The sequence below is a fragment of the Synechococcus sp. MU1643 genome, from assembly GCF_020514095.1.
Taxonomy (GTDB): domain Bacteria; phylum Cyanobacteriota; class Cyanobacteriia; order PCC-6307; family Cyanobiaceae; genus Parasynechococcus.
Map to the genome: position 1 here is coordinate 150,491 of NZ_VTKY01000003.1, position 15,284 is coordinate 165,774.

17 protein-coding genes are annotated in these 15,284 nt (G+C 60.7%); 6 read left to right on the top strand and 11 right to left on the bottom strand.

Annotated elements, in window-relative coordinates; all coding sequences use genetic code 11:
• Positions 1-37 precede the first annotated feature (37 nt).
• Positions 38-1,108 (bottom strand): ABC transporter ATP-binding protein, encoded by a 1,071-nt coding sequence (locus FZX09_RS06940; protein WP_226401669.1) that lies wholly within the window; start codon positions 1,106-1,108, stop codon positions 38-40.
• Positions 1,109-1,256: 148 nt separating this feature from the next.
• On the opposite strand from FZX09_RS06940, the gene FZX09_RS06945 reads away from it, so the two are divergent.
• Positions 1,257-2,867, top strand: a complete 1,611-nt coding sequence (locus FZX09_RS06945) for an iron ABC transporter permease (RefSeq protein ID WP_226401468.1) — start codon at positions 1,257-1,259, stop codon at positions 2,865-2,867.
• Here FZX09_RS06945 and FZX09_RS06950 read toward each other — a convergent pair.
• From FZX09_RS06950 to FZX09_RS06970, 5 genes are read right to left on the bottom strand one after another with little or no spacing between them, the layout of a single operon-like run.
• Positions 2,844-3,815 carry a metallophosphoesterase gene (locus FZX09_RS06950; protein ID WP_255599754.1) on the bottom strand — a complete coding sequence of 324 codons (972 nt, stop codon included), beginning with the start codon at positions 3,813-3,815 and terminating at the stop codon, positions 2,844-2,846. The two genes, FZX09_RS06945 and FZX09_RS06950, sit on opposite strands and share 24 nt — an antisense overlap.
• Positions 3,816-3,849: 34 nt before the next feature.
• Complete coding sequence (locus FZX09_RS06955; protein WP_226401471.1) at positions 3,850-4,764, bottom strand: lysylphosphatidylglycerol synthase domain-containing protein; 915 nt, start codon at positions 4,762-4,764, stop codon at positions 3,850-3,852.
• Positions 4,764-5,972 (bottom strand): nickel pincer cofactor biosynthesis protein LarC, encoded by a 1,209-nt coding sequence (gene larC, locus FZX09_RS06960; protein WP_226401472.1) that lies wholly within the window; start codon positions 5,970-5,972, stop codon positions 4,764-4,766. Before larC ends, FZX09_RS06955 begins: the two co-directional genes overlap by 1 nt.
• The gene (locus tag FZX09_RS06965) at positions 5,969-6,616 is read right to left on the bottom strand and encodes a hypothetical protein (protein WP_226401473.1); all 648 of its coding nucleotides are present in this window, start codon (positions 6,614-6,616) and stop codon (positions 5,969-5,971) included. Before FZX09_RS06965 ends, larC begins: the two co-directional genes overlap by 4 nt.
• Positions 6,616-7,236, bottom strand: coding sequence for a hypothetical protein (locus FZX09_RS06970; protein WP_226401474.1), 621 nt, complete (start codon positions 7,234-7,236; stop codon positions 6,616-6,618). The genes FZX09_RS06965 and FZX09_RS06970 overlap by 1 nt, the downstream gene beginning before the upstream one ends.
• 301 nt (positions 7,237-7,537) lie before the next feature.
• Here FZX09_RS06970 and FZX09_RS06975 point away from each other — a divergent pair, with 301 nt between their 5' ends.
• Positions 7,538-8,125, top strand: coding sequence for a lipopolysaccharide assembly protein LapB (locus FZX09_RS06975; RefSeq protein WP_226401475.1), 588 nt, complete (start codon positions 7,538-7,540; stop codon positions 8,123-8,125).
• On the opposite strand, the gene FZX09_RS06980 is transcribed toward FZX09_RS06975, so the two are convergent.
• Positions 8,101-8,385 (bottom strand): hypothetical protein, encoded by a 285-nt coding sequence (locus FZX09_RS06980; RefSeq protein WP_226401476.1) that lies wholly within the window; start codon positions 8,383-8,385, stop codon positions 8,101-8,103. The two genes, FZX09_RS06975 and FZX09_RS06980, sit on opposite strands and share 25 nt — an antisense overlap.
• Positions 8,386-8,440: 55 nt before the next feature.
• Here FZX09_RS06980 and xth point away from each other — a divergent pair, with 55 nt between their 5' ends.
• Positions 8,441-9,277 carry an exodeoxyribonuclease III gene (gene xth / locus FZX09_RS06985; RefSeq protein WP_226401477.1) on the top strand — a complete coding sequence of 279 codons (837 nt, stop codon included), beginning with the start codon at positions 8,441-8,443 and terminating at the stop codon, positions 9,275-9,277.
• A gap of 6 nt (positions 9,278-9,283) precedes the next feature.
• Here xth and FZX09_RS06990 read toward each other — a convergent pair whose 3' ends face one another.
• Positions 9,284-10,735 carry an FAD-linked oxidase C-terminal domain-containing protein gene (locus FZX09_RS06990; RefSeq protein WP_226401478.1) on the bottom strand — a complete coding sequence of 484 codons (1,452 nt, stop codon included), beginning with the start codon at positions 10,733-10,735 and terminating at the stop codon, positions 9,284-9,286.
• Positions 10,736-10,871: 136 nt separating this feature from the next.
• On the opposite strand from FZX09_RS06990, the gene hemL reads away from it, so the two are divergent.
• Both hemL and FZX09_RS07000 read left to right on the top strand, forming a co-directional pair.
• On the top strand, positions 10,872-12,173 hold the full coding sequence (gene hemL, locus FZX09_RS06995; RefSeq protein WP_226401479.1) for a glutamate-1-semialdehyde 2,1-aminomutase: 1,302 nt from the start codon (positions 10,872-10,874) through the stop codon (positions 12,171-12,173).
• A gap of 445 nt (positions 12,174-12,618) precedes the next feature.
• Positions 12,619-13,038: a cytidine deaminase gene (locus FZX09_RS07000; protein ID WP_226401480.1), complete on the top strand. Its 420-nt coding sequence runs from the start codon at positions 12,619-12,621 to the stop codon at positions 13,036-13,038.
• Between the two features lie 72 nt (positions 13,039-13,110).
• On the opposite strand, the gene FZX09_RS07005 is transcribed toward FZX09_RS07000, so the two are convergent.
• A complete protein-coding gene (locus FZX09_RS07005; protein WP_226401482.1) occupies positions 13,111-13,581 on the bottom strand; it encodes a nucleoside 2-deoxyribosyltransferase in 471 nt (156 codons plus the stop codon).
• On the bottom strand, positions 13,581-13,991 hold the full coding sequence (locus FZX09_RS07010; RefSeq protein ID WP_226401484.1) for a phosphoribosyltransferase: 411 nt from the start codon (positions 13,989-13,991) through the stop codon (positions 13,581-13,583). The genes FZX09_RS07005 and FZX09_RS07010 overlap by 1 nt, the downstream gene beginning before the upstream one ends.
• A gap of 17 nt (positions 13,992-14,008) precedes the next feature.
• Here FZX09_RS07010 and FZX09_RS07015 point away from each other — a divergent pair, with 17 nt between their 5' ends.
• Positions 14,009-14,263 (top strand): hypothetical protein, encoded by a 255-nt coding sequence (locus FZX09_RS07015; RefSeq protein WP_226401486.1) that lies wholly within the window; start codon positions 14,009-14,011, stop codon positions 14,261-14,263.
• Positions 14,264-14,311: 48 nt separating this feature from the next.
• Here the strand turns inward: FZX09_RS07015 and FZX09_RS07020 are convergent, their stop codons facing one another.
• Positions 14,312-15,031, bottom strand: a complete 720-nt coding sequence (locus tag FZX09_RS07020) for a glycosyl transferase family 2 (RefSeq protein ID WP_226401488.1) — start codon at positions 15,029-15,031, stop codon at positions 14,312-14,314.
• Between the last annotated feature and the right edge of the window lie 253 nt (positions 15,032-15,284).

The window sequence follows — 15,284 nt, forward strand, 5'->3', positions numbered from 1 at the left end:
TCCTCTTCTTCAATCCCCCGCTGCAGCGGGGGATTTTTTATGTCGACGCTTGGCCAAGCGGAAGCAGCGTGACTTTGGCCCCATCCCTGAACGTGAGGCGGCAACGGGTGTGGGGAGGATGCTCCTGATCGATCGGACAGTTAGCCCGCACCAGCACATCAGCGACACGGATTCGGTATTCCCATGAATCACCCAGAAATTCACGTCCCAAGATGCTTGCCTCACCTTCGGAATCGGCGACGACGTTGATGTCGTGCGGATCCACCAGCACACAACAGTCATCGGAGGCTCTGCGGTCAGCCTGGACCCATGGGGCGGATGCATCCAGTTCTCCCAGCAGACAGGACAACTGGCCTTGGCCTTGGGCCTGAACCGGAATCAAATTGCGCTGGAGCACAAAGGATCCAACAAAAGGAGTCGCCGGTGATCTCACGATCTCGGGGGGCGATGCACATTGATGCAGCACTCCATCCCGCATCACGGCAACACGATCGCAAATCGCCAGGGCTTCTCCGGGGTCATGGGTGACGATCACACCGCTCGCACCGCAGGCGTCGAGCACAGAGGCGAGCTCACTACGCAGGCGGAGCCTCACCTCCACATCAAGACTTGAAAAAGGCTCATCAAGCAGGACAACCCTTGGCGCTGGGGCCAAAGCACGGGCCAACGCCAGCCGTTGCCGCTGGCCACCGGAAAGCTGGTGCGGGTAGCGCTGCTCGAGCCCCTTCAGCCCAAGCAACTCAAACAACCAAGCCACGCGCTCATGGTTGGGATTCCGCCGAGGCAAACCGAAACTGGCGTTCTGCCAAGCGTTCAGGTGAGGGAATAGGGCGTAGTCCTGGAACACCATGCCAACACCCCTGCGTTCTGGTTCCATCCAGACCCCATCTCCAGCCACCATTCGCTGATCCAGTTGCACCGTGCCGCGTCGGGGGCGTTCGAAGCCAGCAATTAAACGAAGCAAGGTGGTTTTGCCACAGCCGGAGGGGCCCAGCAAGCCCAACAACTCCCCTGACGCCACCTGAAGATCAACCCCCTTCAAGGTCCAGCCATCAGACGCATCGCCGTAGCTATGCCAGACCCCGTCTAAACCAACCGTTGGCTCCATCGGGAGCAGCTGTTCCACAGATCAGATGAAGCTTGGGAACCGACCGAGCTTATGAGTGTGACAAATGATCGAAGCCGGTGTGCGGTTTGCACGTCCTGGATCAAATCACCATCGTTCATCGCCAGAATCATTTCATGGCAATGTCGCAATGCCATGTCGCGACAACGGTGTCCGGCCCATCGCTGAAGTGAAGTTGCTGCCCAACCGGATTGTTATTCCAAGCCCAACCCGGCTGGCCCTCATCCTCATCGCCTCCATCACTGGCCTTATTGCCATCTGGCCGGTGATGACGCTGGTCAAGGAGGCCCTGACGTCCTTGCAGAGCGGCTTCAGCGATCTTGGCCCCGATGGCATGCGACAGATCGTTGGCACAATCCAGCTACTGCTCGGCACAGCAACGCTTGGCACCGTGCTCGGGACAGCCAATGGTTGGCTGCTGTGCAACTGCCGTTTTAACGGTCGACAATGGCTACGCATTGCCCAGCTGATTCCTCTGGCAACGCCGGCCTATCTCCTCTCGGCCACCCTCGTCGATCTGGGAAGTCGCCACAGCTGGACAATTCACGGCATGGGCTGGGGCATCGCTGTGATGGCCCTGACGACCTACCCCTACGTGTTCCTGCTGAGCACGGAAAGTTTCTCCGTCAGCGGCCAGCGTCAGCTGGAGGCATGTCGCAGCCTGGGGGTCGGTCCCTGGTCAGCCTTCCGGCGTGTGGCTTTACCCATTGCACTGCCCGCGATCGGAGCCGGCGTCGCTCTCATGGGGATGGAAGTGGTCAATGAGCTGGGTGCCGTCCAGCTCCTCGGCATTCCGAGTCTCTCCGCAGGCATCCTGGAAACCTGGCAGTCCAACGGCGACCCCGCAGGCGCTATCAGCTTGGCCTTGATCACTCTGGTAATCGTGCTGACGTTGGTGGTGTGTGAACGCAGCCTGCGCAGGCGCAGTCGACGCTGGAGCGATGGCGTAGCCGGCGGGGACGCAACCGCTTGGCACCTGCATGGATTCCGTGCTGGTGTGGCGCAACTGCTCGCCGTCATCCCTCCGATCGTGAGCCTGGGGACCCCGCTGCTGTGGGCAGCCAGCAACTTGGATCAACTCCAAAACAGCTGGAACGACGATCTGATCAGCCTGAGCGGCCGCAGTCTTTTGCTGGCCCTTGTCGCTGCCGTTTTGGCGGTATCGGCAGCACTGGTGCTGGCCATCGCCAAACGCTGGTCCAGCGCCCCATGGCTGAAAAGCCTCACCTTCCTGGCCGGAACGGGCTACGCCATCCCAGGCACCGTCCTAGCTCTGGCCCTGTTACTCACTGGGGCCCCCTGGCAGATCGCCCCCTTGCTCCTGCTGCTGTGGGGCTACAGCGATCGATTTCTGGCGGTGGCGAAAGGGGGCCTGGACGCAGCCCTGGAGCGGATCAGCCCGAGCCTGGATGAGGCAGCTACAGGGATGGGATCACCGTGGCAGCGCGTGCTCCAACGCGTGCATCTGCCCCTCTTGCGCGGACCGATCACCGTCGGGCTGCTGCTGGTGTTTGTCGACACGGTGAAGGAGCTTCCCCTCACCTTCGCTCTGCGGCCTTTCGACTTCGACACGCTCTCGGTGCGCGTGTTCCAGTACGCCGGCGATGAACGGTTAGCCGAGGCGATGTTGCCGGCATTGATGATCCTCGTTCTGGGGCTGGTCGCCGCCATGGCCTTGGTGCCCACGCTGGATCATGCCTCCAGACGTGAGGGCTCGTCATCCCCGCAGCAACCGCTCTGATGGATTGCGCTGGAGCAGCCCAGAGCGTGTGTTGAGACGGAGGGGGAGTGTTGACCAGGACAGCGGCTGTCCTGTGGACACGGCGTAGGTGGTCTCCCGGAGGGTGCCCCTGCCCCCATCGATCTCCAACAAAGTGAAGGTCTGCTGTGCTGGCGCTCCACCATCCAGCAGGCGCCGGGGGCCACTGCCCAAAGCGCCCAACTGGATCAGATCGAGTTGGCCACGACGGCTGGAAAACCAGGCGTGGTGATGACCACTGATGTAGGCCTGCACGCCGGCGGCGTCCATCACGGCCTGAAGCTCATGTCCCCGCTCCAACACCTCACCGGGGCGATCCTTGCCCAGACCAATCCCAACCAGGGGGAGATGACCCACCACAAACCGAGCACGAGCCTTTTGTGCCTGAGGGCTGGCCAACTGCTCTCGTGCCCAGGCCAGCTGATCCTCGGGAATATGGGCTGAGCTGGCATCCCAGACCAGCCAGAAGATCCCGTCCTGGAGCACCGAGTAGCGAAAGGGGAACTGCGAGGCATCCACAAACGCCAATCCCATTTGTGAACGGATCGGGGTCCAGAACCGACGAACAGCGGCACGATCCGCCGGGAACCCCGGTGAACCGTCATGGTTCCCGATCGCTGGCAGCAGTGGAATGTTTGCCGCCTGAAGCCGCTGCAGAACAGACGTTTCAAAGCCCCGCCACATTGCATCCAGCTGCTGACCACTGAGGCCTCGCATCTGAGCCGCGACCATGTCGCCAGCACACACCACCAGATCCGGCTGCAGGCCAATGAGCTGATCCAGCCCCTGATCAACAGCAGGGATGTAGCTGGTGGAGCCATAGCTGCTGTTGAGGTCGCTGATCAGCCCAACCCGGTGCACAGCCCCCCTGGCGGCGCTCAAGGGCAGAGCCGCTGCCGTAAGACCGGTGCCAAGCACCAACTGCAGCATCCGGCGACGACTCAGCAGCACAACAGCACGGGGGTCAGCACGGACGTTTCAAACGTTGCCCCACCATCCGATCAGCCACCAGTGCTCCGCTGGCAACAACATCGGCCAGGGTGGAGAGAAGTCGATAGCTGAGCACCACCGCGAGCAACTGCGCCTCTGGCACGGCAGCACCCAAACGCAGCAGCAGGGTGGCCTCAAACACCCCCAGCCCCCCAGGCGCACCAGGCACCACCAGCCCAACGGCGTAGGCCAGTCCAAAGGCCGCGAGCCAGGTGAACGGGGCCGGACTTTGAATGCCGAAGGCCTGGACACTGCACCAGAACCCTGCAAAGCGGCAGAGCACGAACAGCAGCTGAAGGCTGAGAGGCCGCCAGGGATAGCCGCCGCGGCCGCTTCCCTCACTTTCCAGGGGTCCACTGCCAACAGACTGCAATTGCGCCGCCTTGGAACGTTCCAGTCGACGCAGAAGGGGCTCGCGCCAGCGGGGAATCATGAGCAGCGCGGGCCAAGGTGCCAGCAGGGCAAAGCCCTGCTGCCATCCACCAGCAACCACCACCAGAACGGACGCCGCCACGATCAGAAGCGGATCAAGAATCACGCCGGCGAGGGCCGGTCCGCCGCCAATCACCGGGCGCAACACCCGAACCCGCTCCACCAGATGCCAGATCCCTCCCGGCAGGTACTTGAGCAGGTTGGTGCGCACAAACAGCGGCACCACAGCGAGGCCCCGGGGAGGGTGTTTCAACCAAACCAGCAGATCCCGCCAGGCCAGACCATTGATCAGGATGCTGAGCCAGGTGAGTCCCAGCCCCAGCACCAGCCACCACCAACCGTTGGCCACCAAGCTCAGCTGGCTCAATTGGCCCGCCTGCTGGGCCAGAGTCACAGCAATGAAGATCAGGCTGGCCAGGGTGATCCAGAGCTTGGGTTGACGGAGAAGCTTGCCCATCAGGCCCAATCTTCCGTGCTGATGAACGGCGCTACTGCAACAGCAGCCCGCAGCTCATCAAAAGAACACCCGGTGCTGGCCTGAAGTGCCTCAAGGGCATCCGCTTCGGCTTTAACGGTGCAACGGCCATCGGGGCGACGCACCTGTTTGGCAACGACGGGGCCCCAGGGCGTTTCGAGCACGCCCTGCCGCCTCGGCAACACCCAGCGTCCCTGGCGCCGCTCCCGCAGGCCGATGCTGCTGCCAGCACTGAGCCAGAGGCTGCGGATCTGATCGGCATCCCCATCCCGAACCAGCGCCGTCACCACCTGGCCACTACGGCCCTTTTTCATCAGCAAGGGCTGCACCGCCACATCGATCGCTCCCGCATTACGCAAGCGATTGGTCAAGACCGCAACCTCCTCTGGAGTGGCGTCATCGATCCAGGCTTCCTGCACCACCAACGACTCCCAACGGGGACCTTCCACCGCATTCGCCGCTGGGGTGTGCGCCACCAGGCGCACCAGGTTGGGGCGATCCAGTTGGCGGTGGCCAAGGCCAACACCAACCTTTTCGGGAACCAAACGATCAGGAGCGACAAACTGATCTGCCAGCACCGACACCAGGGCGAGGCCCGTGGGCGTCACCAACTCTCCGGTGGGCAGGTCTCCGCCCTGAAGCAGAGGAATGCGGTGACGTCGCGCCAGTTCCAGCACGGCAGGAACGGGCACGGGCAAAAGGCCATGGGCAGTGGCCACCGTTCCGCTCCCCGCAGGCAACGGGGAACAGACGATCCTGGCTGGATTGAGATCGTCAATCGCCGCACAGACACCCACCACATCCACGAGGGCATCAATGGCTCCAACCTCATGGAAGTGCACGGCCTCCACAGGAGTTCCATGCACGGTGGCTTCGGCTTCCGCCAAACGGGTGAACACGGCGAGCACCCGTTGCTTCAGCGATGGCGCCAAAGCAGCTGCATTGATCTGATCACGAATCCCCGACCAGTGGCGGTGGGGCGGCTGATCCTCAAGCCCCTCCACATCAACGCGGACCCCTCGGAGACCGGCACTACGCGACTCTTGCTGGGTGATGCGATAGCGCCCTGCCAACCCGAGGGCCGCCAGAGGCGACTCCACCACGGCCTGATCCACACCCAAATCCAACAGTGCGGCAAGGAGCATGTCCCCTGCCAACCCCGTTGGTGCATCAATCCAAAGAGCGCTCATCGCCCCAGCCGCGGGGCCGCCTCCAACAGAACACCCGCCTGCTGGTCAAGCGCCTCACGCTGCTGACGCAACTGCTGCTCAATCTCCCGGCGGGCGCGACGCTGCTCCCGCTGGGCCGTGGCGACGTCATGACCCGAAAGTCCCCACAACCGTCCCAACAAAGCGCGGTCATCAGCCCCACCACGGGCCTTGCCGAAGACCACAGTTTCAGCGGCGATTCCAGCCTGCAACACCCGGCTCCAACGCCGCAGATCCTCAAGGGTCATGCGGACGCTGTCCGGCACGGCGAACTCAGTGGCACCGCTACTGCGCAGTCCTGCACGCACACAGGCCAGGGTTCCCACCAGAACCTGCTGAACAGGAAGTTGCTCCTCTTCCGCGATCAGAACATGGCCCGCCTCATGCACCGCAATCCGACGCAAACGCTCCTGTCCACCGGGTAGAGCTTCGGCAAGGATGTGACCGCCCATGCCTTCCCAGGTGGCGGCATCAACGCTGAGGGTGACAAGGGCACCCCCAACTGCCACCACGATCCAGGCAGCAGACAGACCCAGGGCAGGACCAAAGGCGCCGAGGGCGGTGATGCCGGCAACTGCGACGCCAGCCCGAAGTGCCCCCGTGGAGCCCTGCCCCCCCTCGGCCATCAGCTGCGAGCGCGGGAGGTGGCACGCCCACGGCCTCCCTTGGATTTGCCGCCACGCGTCGGCATCGGAGCAATCACCTCGTGATTTTCGAGGTGCAGTTCCTGGCCCTGGCGGCGTAGGTCAAGGCTGACGAAGTGACGCAGGTGTTCAAGGGGAAGCTCCCCCTTGATCTGGATTTTGAAAGGAAGCGGACGGTGGCCATCTGCACGAGCCTGCTGCCGCACCTTCACCACCATTTCGCCCGTTTCAGGCTTGGTGAAGATCAACTCCCCTCGAATGGAGAAGAAGTCGTCACCCTCCGGCAGGGTGTCGGAGGCATCGGCTTGGTCAGGAGCCAAGGTGCTGGGTTCCCATACCCCAGCGATCTGCAGATGCAGATGATCAGTTTCACGGCTTCTGGGATAGACGACCCAGAGGTGGGGTTGCTCCAGGGGAAGATGCCGCCGAATCAGGGTGAGCACACGACCCAGCACAACTGTCTCCAAGGGGACCCCCTGGGCATCGGTCAAGGTGCCACGGGTGAGTTGCTCGGGATCGGTTGGGGTGTACGTGCCGCGCACAAGCCCGATGGCCCGGTACTGCAACGGCTCTGTGACCGGGGGAATCGGATGGGCGCGCATTGATGCTGACCGGGCGGAGTCAAAAGCCCTTGTAGAGACTGTAGCCAGCCCACTGCAATCTCCTCAGACTGAAGTGGCTGATTCGAGATCGGATGCCAAGCCCGCGCCGGATTCTGTTGCTACTGGCGTCCATCACTGGAGCTGCACTGGTCGGTTGGATCGCAGCTGCCTCCATGGCCCCGGGAACTCGTGCACGAGCGAGTCGCCAGGCTGAAGATCAGCAAATTGAAATGCTGATCTTCAGCTCCAAGACCAGGACAACCTCAGCGAGGCAGATCGGGGGCTGCTGCTGGAACGCCTAGTGGCACTGGAACGCCTGCAAGAGGCCGAAGTGGTGCTGCAACCCTGGCTGTCTGGCCGCACCACGCCGCGCGAACTCACCCTGTTCAAAGCGGACCTACAACGTCGCAATGGTCAGCCCGAGGCAGCCCAGTGCAGCCTCCAAAATCTGCTTCGGCTGCATCCGAATGATCCGCAGGTTCTGCAACTGCTTGTGCTTCTGAACCAAGAGCAGGGACGCCATCAGCAGGCCACATCGGAGCTCACCACCCGGTTCAAAAACATGGAGCCTGGCCAGCGTTTGGAGGTCGGATTGCTTCTCGCTGATCAGCTGAGACAAGGCGGATCCGGTCAGGCCGCGATGAATCTGTATGGCCAACTGGCCAGAGAGAACATGAATGATGCAAGGCCACTTTTGGCCCTAGCGCTGTTGCGTCAAGAGAGGGGAGATAAAGAGGCTGTTCACACCCTGTTGGAGCAGGCCCGGGAACGGCGGGACGCAAACGGACTGGTCGATCCCCTGATCGAAGTGGTGGCCGGACAACTCGGATTAAGTGCAGCCCGTAGCACCGCTTCAACCCAGCGCTATGGCGTTTCAGGAGGGTTCTGATAGGCCTTGAGGGCCGCATCAATGGCATCGGAGGGTGGCGTGGCGTCGTCCATTGCTGTCGCCCGCCGAATCTGATTCAACAGATCCATGGGGTTCGTGGAATCCAGAATTGAGCCACTGCCATCGGTGTCGCCGTAGATCTCGCGTTCCTCGCGGTTCTGAAAAGGCGCTTCAACCTGAGCATGAACCCCCACCGGGATGGCTGTCATCACCAGGAAAGACAGCGCAAGTTGCGCGACAGCCGCAAGACGGCGAGACATCAGCGAACTCCAGATTTGGCAGATGCTAAGGGTCTTTGACGCCACTGGATCAACCGTGCAGATCGCCACCTGGAATGTGAACTCGGTTCGCACGCGATTGGATCAGGTGCTCAGCTGGCTGGAGAGCGAACAACCGGATCTGCTCTGTCTTCAAGAAACCAAGGTGGATGACCCTCTGTTTCCCCTTGAGGCCTTCAGATCTGCTGGCTGGCACGTGCACATTCATGGCCAGAAGGCCTACAACGGCGTCGCACTGATCAGCCGCGAGCACTTGGAGGATGTGCGCTCTGGCTTCATTGGTGAGCTCCCGGAAGATACGGAAGCGGACGATCTCGGCGCACAGAAGCGCGTGATCAGCGCACTGCTGAATGGCGTTCGCGTGCTCAACATCTATGTACCGAATGGATCGAGCCTGAAGTCGGAGAAATACCCCTACAAATTGGCCTGGCTCAGCTGCCTCAAGCGTTATCTCGATGCTCAACAGCAACGCGGCGAGCCGCTGTGCATGGTCGGCGACTTCAACATCGGCCTCGAAGCACGCGATCTTCCTGACCCCGATCTCCAGACGGGTGGAATCATGGCGAGCGATGCCGAGCGCCAGGCCCTTCGTGATGCCCTAGGTGAACGTCTTCAGGACGTGTTCCGGGTGTTCGAACCGGACTCCGGTCACTGGAGCTGGTGGGACTACCGCAGCGGAGCCTGGGACCGGGATCGCGGCTGGCGCATCGACCACATCTACCTATGCGACGAGCTTCTGGGACTCGCCCGCAGCTGCGTCATCCACAAAGGAATGCGCGGCAACCAACAACCCAGCGACCACGCCCCGGTCAGCGTTCACCTCGACTGGCCTCCAGCCGACGACGACGGCGACGGCGATGAACCGTTGTTCTGATTCAGTTCAGTAGATCTCAACTCCGGCAGGCAGCGTCACCATCCGTTTGGATGATTCCCCGCAGGTGCGCGGCGTCGGCAACACCTTTCCCGGATTGGCCCGGTTGTCTGGATCGAAGGCGGAACGCAACAGCCCCATCGTTTCCAGGTCGTCGGGGGTGAACATCCAGTCGAGGTAGCAACGCTTGTCAGCGCCGACGCCATGCTCTCCGCTGATGCTGCCTCCGGCATCAAGGCACACCCGCAGGATGGCGGCACCGAGCTCCTTGACGCTCCTCTCCACGTTGGGCTGGTCCAGGGAATACAGGATCAGTGGATGAAGGTTGCCATCGCCGGCATGGAAAACATTGGCCACGGGCAGGCCGTGCTCCTGGCTGAGCCGTTCAATTGCAGCAAGCACCGACGGAAGGCTGCTGCGGGGAACGACACCGTCTTGCACGTAATAGGTCGGCGTGATTTTGCCCACTGCGGAAAAGGCGGATTTACGGCCTTTCCAGAGCACCGCGCACTCCGTGGGGTCTTGGGCCCGCCGCAGGCCACGGGCCCCTGCCGCTCGACAAAGTGCTTCGGCACGTTCTGAAGAGGCCTGAACCTCAGCCTCCTGCCCATCGAGCTCAATCAGCAGAACGGCCGCAGCATCACGGGGGTACTCGTCGTACCCGAAGAAATCATTGACGGCGTTGATGGTGACGTTGTCCATGATTTCCATCCCCGCCGGCAAGAGGCCGGTCGCGGTCACCGATCGCACCGCTTCCCCTGCCGCTTCCATCGTGGCGAAATCCGCCAACAGCACGTTCACGCACTCCGGCGCCCGAAGCAGGCGCAGGGTGATGGCCGTTGCAATGCCCAACGTTCCTTCGCTGCCAATGAAGGCACCACGTAGATCCAGTTCGCAGGATTCGGCCAGGCCATTGCCCAACTGCGTGATGGTTCCATCGGGCAGCACAACCTCAAGCCCCATCACATGGTTGCTGGTCACGCCGTATTTGAGGCAGTGCACCCCGCCCGAATTTTCCGCCACATTGCCCCCGATGCTGCAAACCACCTGGCTGGACGGATCCGGGGCGTAATAAAACCCATCACCTGCGACAGCGCGTGTCACCCAGCTGTTGATGACCCCGGGCTGCACCGTGACCCGCTGATTGGCCAGATCAAGGTCGAGCACCCGACGCATGCGACTGGTCACCACCAGAAGCGCCTGCTGATCCACCAACGCTCCCCCCGAGAGGCCGGTACCGCTGCCGCGAGCCACAAACGGCACACCGTGTCGATGGCAGCACTGCAACACCGCGGCGACCTGTTCGGTGGTCTCCGGCAGCACCGCCAGGGGCGGACAGTGGCGCTCAAGCGTCAGTCCGTCACAGTCGTAACTGAGCAGTTCCTGACGTTTCGCCACGATGGCCCGGGGGGGCAGACATCGGCGCAGATCCCTCTCCAGTACTGACCAGTCGTGGGTCACATCGATCTCGATCTGATTAAAGACTACGCATCAAAATGCGTGCGAAGTGGCCAATTAAGAAACACAGCAAACAGAACCGGACGTTCCTGAGTCAGGATGTTGCACGGTTTGCATCAGCCCTTTGGCGTCGGTTCCAGTGACAGCTCCCGCGTTGAACACCAGCCACTCCCAGGCCATCTTCGGCGCAGCACAGGCCCTGATGCCTGGAGGTGTCAGCTCCCCTGTGCGGGCGTTCAAGTCGGTTGGCGGTCAGCCGATCGTGTTCGATCGAGTGAAGGGTCCCTATGCCTGGGACGTAGATGGAAATAAATACATCGACTACATCGGCAGCTGGGGACCGGCCATCTGCGGCCACGCCCACCCCGAGGTGATCGCAGCACTGCAGGAGGCGATCGAAAAGGGCACCAGCTTCGGAGCACCTTGTGCTCTGGAAAACACCCTGGCCGAAATGGTGATCGACGCTGTGCCAAGCGTTGAGATGGTGCGCTTCGTCAATAGCGGCACCGAGGCCTGCATGGCTGTGTTGCGACTGATGCGTGCCTACACCGGCCGGGACAAGGTAATCAAGTTCGAGGGCTGTTACCACGGCCATGCGGACATGTTCCTGGTGAAGGCTGGTTCTGGCGTGGCCACCCTTGGCCTGCCCGATTCCCCCGGGGTGCCCCGCAGCACCACAGCCAATACCCTGACTGCGCCTTACAACGATCTCGAGGCCGTTAAGGCTCTGTTCGCTGAGAACCCTGACGCCATCTCCGGCGTGATCCTCGAGCCCATTGTTGGCAACGCTGGCTTCATTCAGCCGGAACCCGGCTTCCTCGAAGGTCTGCGGGAACTCACCAAAGAGAACGGTGCCCTGCTCGTCTTCGACGAAGTGATGACCGGATTCCGGATCAGTTACGGCGGTGCCCAGGCGCATTTCGGCGTCACTCCAGACCTCACGACCATGGGCAAGGTGATCGGTGGCGGACTTCCCGTGGGCGCATACGGCGGCCGCGCCGACATCATGGGAATGGTGGCTCCGGCAGGCCCCATGTATCAGGCGGGAACCCTCAGTGGGAACCCCCTGGCTATGACCGCCGGCATCAAGACCCTGGAACTTCTCAAGCAGCCCGGCACCTACGAGAAGCTGACGGCCACAACCCAGAAGCTCGTGGCGGGCATCAAGGACGCAGCCCAATCCGCTGGCATGCCAATCACAGCTGCCAGTGTTAGCGCCATGTTCGGCTTTTTCCTGTGCGAAGGCCCGGTCCGCAACTTTGAAGAAGCCAAGAGCACGGATTCTGAATGCTTCGGCAAACTGCATCGCGCCATGCTCGAACGGGGCATCTACCTCGCACCGTCGGCCTTCGAAGCCGGTTTCACGTCCCTGGCGCACTCCGACGCCGACATCGAAGCGACGATCAACGCTTTCCGCGAAAGCTTCGCGGCCGTGGCCTGATCGTTCCGTGCTGGCACCAGCACCCCCTCTGCCTTCACTGGTCTGCACGATCCAGACCGTGGAGAGTCGGTGGTCCGGCCAGCCGATTCCAGGCATTCGACAGCTTGAGCATCAGCAGTTCCAGGTTGACCGGGGTGAAACCCCTGGAATTCACCCGAAGAAAGTGATCGAAAGCAGGCTCACTCCCCTGGTGGAACGCTTCAGCAGTTCCGGTATTGAGCAGATGAAGGGGTCTCGCATACCTATCACTGGTCTTACGAAGCCTCATTAGGAGCACTGAAATTCAATGACTCCGAAGCCTCCAGCAGACCTGCCCAGGAGAGTCATGTTGCGGTGAGCGGAGATCTGGTCATTGATGCCCAAAATGGATTCGAACTCAGCCAGCAATCCCGGCTGACCCAATCGGCTGGGACGCAAACCCTGAGCAGCCTTTTTGAAACGGCCCATGGCTCCTGCCGAGAACAACGCTGAGTCTTTACTGGTGCGCGCTCGTCAGGCCGCCAAGCGTGCCCATTGCCCGTACTCGAACTTCCACGTGGGGGCTGCCGTGCGCTGTGCTGACGGCAGTGTGATCGACGGCTGCAATGTGGAAAATGCCAGTTATGGGCTGAGCATCTGTGCCGAGCGGGTCGCACTTTTTACGGCGATCAGCCAGGGCAAACGACCGATTGAACTGGCCGTGAGCTGCATCGATGCCAAAGGCGATGCAGCCCCAGGATCCCGTATGCCGTGCGGCGCCTGCCGTCAGGTGATGCAGGAACTGCTGCCAAGCAAGGCCGATGTGAGCATCGATGGCGTGGGAACAAGGCAACTTGAGCAACTTCTTCCTACGCCCTTTGAACTAAGACAACCAACAATCAACTGATCATCACCATCAGAGCCCTGAAGCGCTCATCCAAAAGCGAGCAGCATCAACAGACCACGATTCACCAGAGAATCAAGATCGTGCCCAACAGGCCAAGGCTTTCTGGGGATCGTTGATTTCAGACACGTCGCTATAGACGTACTTCTGCCATTCCAGTTCGGGAAGACCGGCAAACAACATCAAGTTGAGCGGATACTGCTCGGAATCGGTGCACCTGCGGAAATCATCCCGAAACAGGAAGGTTGGTTTACCAAGGGCAATGGCAGCACCAAGCTCCACCATGACCCCTTCATCGGGTGGGGTTCCGTTCACGATGGCGAACAGAGCATCAGCATCACGCACATCCTGCAGGTCCCGCTGAGCGACGAGATAGGCCCATCCCGGTTCCGCCAGATTCACCTGACCATTGCGCGCAAAAGGCTCCCATACCTCCAATCCCAGGGCTTCCAATGCCCCAATGAACTCCGGCAACAGCAGCCGCTTCCACTGCGCCGAAAAGCCATAGGGAGACGCCAAATAAATCGTGCGCGCAGTGTTGTTCATCACAAGCCACGGGAGGTGCGATAGGCCTGCTCGTCCGCACGGGCCTGTTCAAGGTTTTCCCAAGGGAACACCAGCCATTCCGACGACTCGGCAATCACGGCTGCCGTCCACCAATCAGGACAACCCTTGCTGACCCAAACAGCGAAGGATGCCTGCGGCACCTGAACTTTCAACGCCTGCAAGGTGCGTCCGGTTTCATAGACATCATCCACAATCAGGGCTGATTGCTCGGGTGCTGAGAGCAAGGGGCGATCCAAGGCATGGCTGAGCGCGACGGCCAGGGACAGCCCTCCCCGGGGGACCCCATAAACGCCAGTCACAGCAGAATCGGCAAAGCGTGAAGCCAACTGCTGCACCGCCTGATCGAATTGGGCCCAGCTCAGTACCTGCATGGCCGGAGAATGACACATCCACGCTGTGATGCCCCTTGAGCCGAGACATCCCGCCCCAGGAACAAAATCGCAAATGGTTTCGCAGCCATCTGCTCAACCGGGAACTGGAATTGCAGGAGCTGTACGACCTGCCGCAGGGAGAGTTGGATCTACTGATGGCCGAGACCGCTGAGATCCGCTCGGACCATGAAAACCGATCCCGCAGTCATGGGCGCTGGTGCACCGCAGGCTATGCGCTAGAACTGGCCAAGATCATCGATGCTCGACGAGCCCGCGATCAGAGCGATTAGACGTCGCCCCTCACCCAAAAAGCTCAAGTCCAATGCACCAACAGGGAGTCACGAGTGTGTTGCAGACGTCCCAACTCCCAACCATGAGCGACGAAACTGAAAATCCTGCCGGAGCAATTTCAAAACCCACTTTTGATAACTCACCTTGCACGGATCTGCAGCAAGTAGCTGCTGCGTGGCTCTAATTTCCCGACGTATTGTGCGGCTCCGGTAAACCTTTTGAATATTCACAACACTGTCATGTAGCTCTTTCTTGGCAGCTTCTGGATCACCCTCAACATTGTCCCGGAGATGATCCAACATGGAACGATCCAACGACATGCGGTAGGGGTCAGGCTGCTCAGGCATGGACTTGAGCACGTTTAAAAGGAAGGCCACACGGGCATGACGGCTGGGGAAATCCATCGAATTCGCATCAGCGTTCAGATTCACCTCCTTCCGTCCTGAACTCTGCGCCAAGGTTCGCTTCACAACACCACCCTCTTTCAGCAGGAGGTCATCAAGACCGCGAAGGTAGTAATGCTGCACAGGGAATTGCTGGCCTTGTGCAATCCCCTGGCAACGTCCCGACTCAGATATGGCTGAAGCATGAAGGCGAAGCCGTTGAAGCGCCGATGTTTTAACGATCGACTTGACCTGAGGAAAAACAAAAAATCTCTTTTGTGGAGCTTCAAAGAAGTCATTATTCATCGATGCCGTCAGCCTCCAAGGCATCAGAAACGATTCCACCTTCTCCTCTTCGAGAAAAGAGAGCAAATCAGGATGCAAGTATTCATCAGCATCAATAACAGCGACATAATCCTCACGAATCAGATCTTGAACAGAACTGATTCCCTGACTATCCGACTAATGGAATGCAATTCCATTTCTCGCAAAAATTTCGCGACAGAGTGGCGCAGCCCCAGGAGCAACCACCGAGTAAAAAGAATCAACGCCTAAGCGGCGATGGTGATCAATGAAAGACTGAAGGTAGGGAGCTTCGCCATCAAAAACACGAACCGCGATGGCGAAGCTGCTCACT

Excerpts from the sequence above, each read along its gene's own strand:
- FZX09_RS06940 (WP_226401669.1), bottom strand. The coding sequence starts at position 1,108 with ATGGAGCCAACGGTTGGTTTAGACGGGGTCTGGCATAGCTACGGCGAT.
- FZX09_RS06945 (WP_226401468.1), top strand. The coding sequence starts at position 1,257 with ATGCCATGTCGCGACAACGGTGTCCGGCCCATCGCTGAAGTGAAGTTG.
- FZX09_RS06950 (WP_255599754.1), bottom strand. The coding sequence starts at position 3,815 with ATGCTGCAGTTGGTGCTTGGCACCGGTCTTACGGCAGCGGCTCTGCCC.
- FZX09_RS06955 (WP_226401471.1), bottom strand. The coding sequence starts at position 4,764 with ATGGGCAAGCTTCTCCGTCAACCCAAGCTCTGGATCACCCTGGCCAGC.
- larC (WP_226401472.1), bottom strand. The coding sequence starts at position 5,972 with ATGAGCGCTCTTTGGATTGATGCACCAACGGGGTTGGCAGGGGACATG.
- FZX09_RS06965 (WP_226401473.1), bottom strand. The coding sequence starts at position 6,616 with ATGGCCGAGGGGGGGCAGGGCTCCACGGGGGCACTTCGGGCTGGCGTC.
- FZX09_RS06970 (WP_226401474.1), bottom strand. The coding sequence starts at position 7,236 with ATGCGCGCCCATCCGATTCCCCCGGTCACAGAGCCGTTGCAGTACCGG.
- FZX09_RS06980 (WP_226401476.1), bottom strand. The coding sequence starts at position 8,385 with ATGTCTCGCCGTCTTGCGGCTGTCGCGCAACTTGCGCTGTCTTTCCTG.
- FZX09_RS07000 (WP_226401480.1), top strand. The coding sequence starts at position 12,619 with ATGGCTCCTGCCGAGAACAACGCTGAGTCTTTACTGGTGCGCGCTCGT.
- FZX09_RS07005 (WP_226401482.1), bottom strand. The coding sequence starts at position 13,581 with ATGAACAACACTGCGCGCACGATTTATTTGGCGTCTCCCTATGGCTTT.
- FZX09_RS07010 (WP_226401484.1), bottom strand. The coding sequence starts at position 13,991 with ATGTGTCATTCTCCGGCCATGCAGGTACTGAGCTGGGCCCAATTCGAT.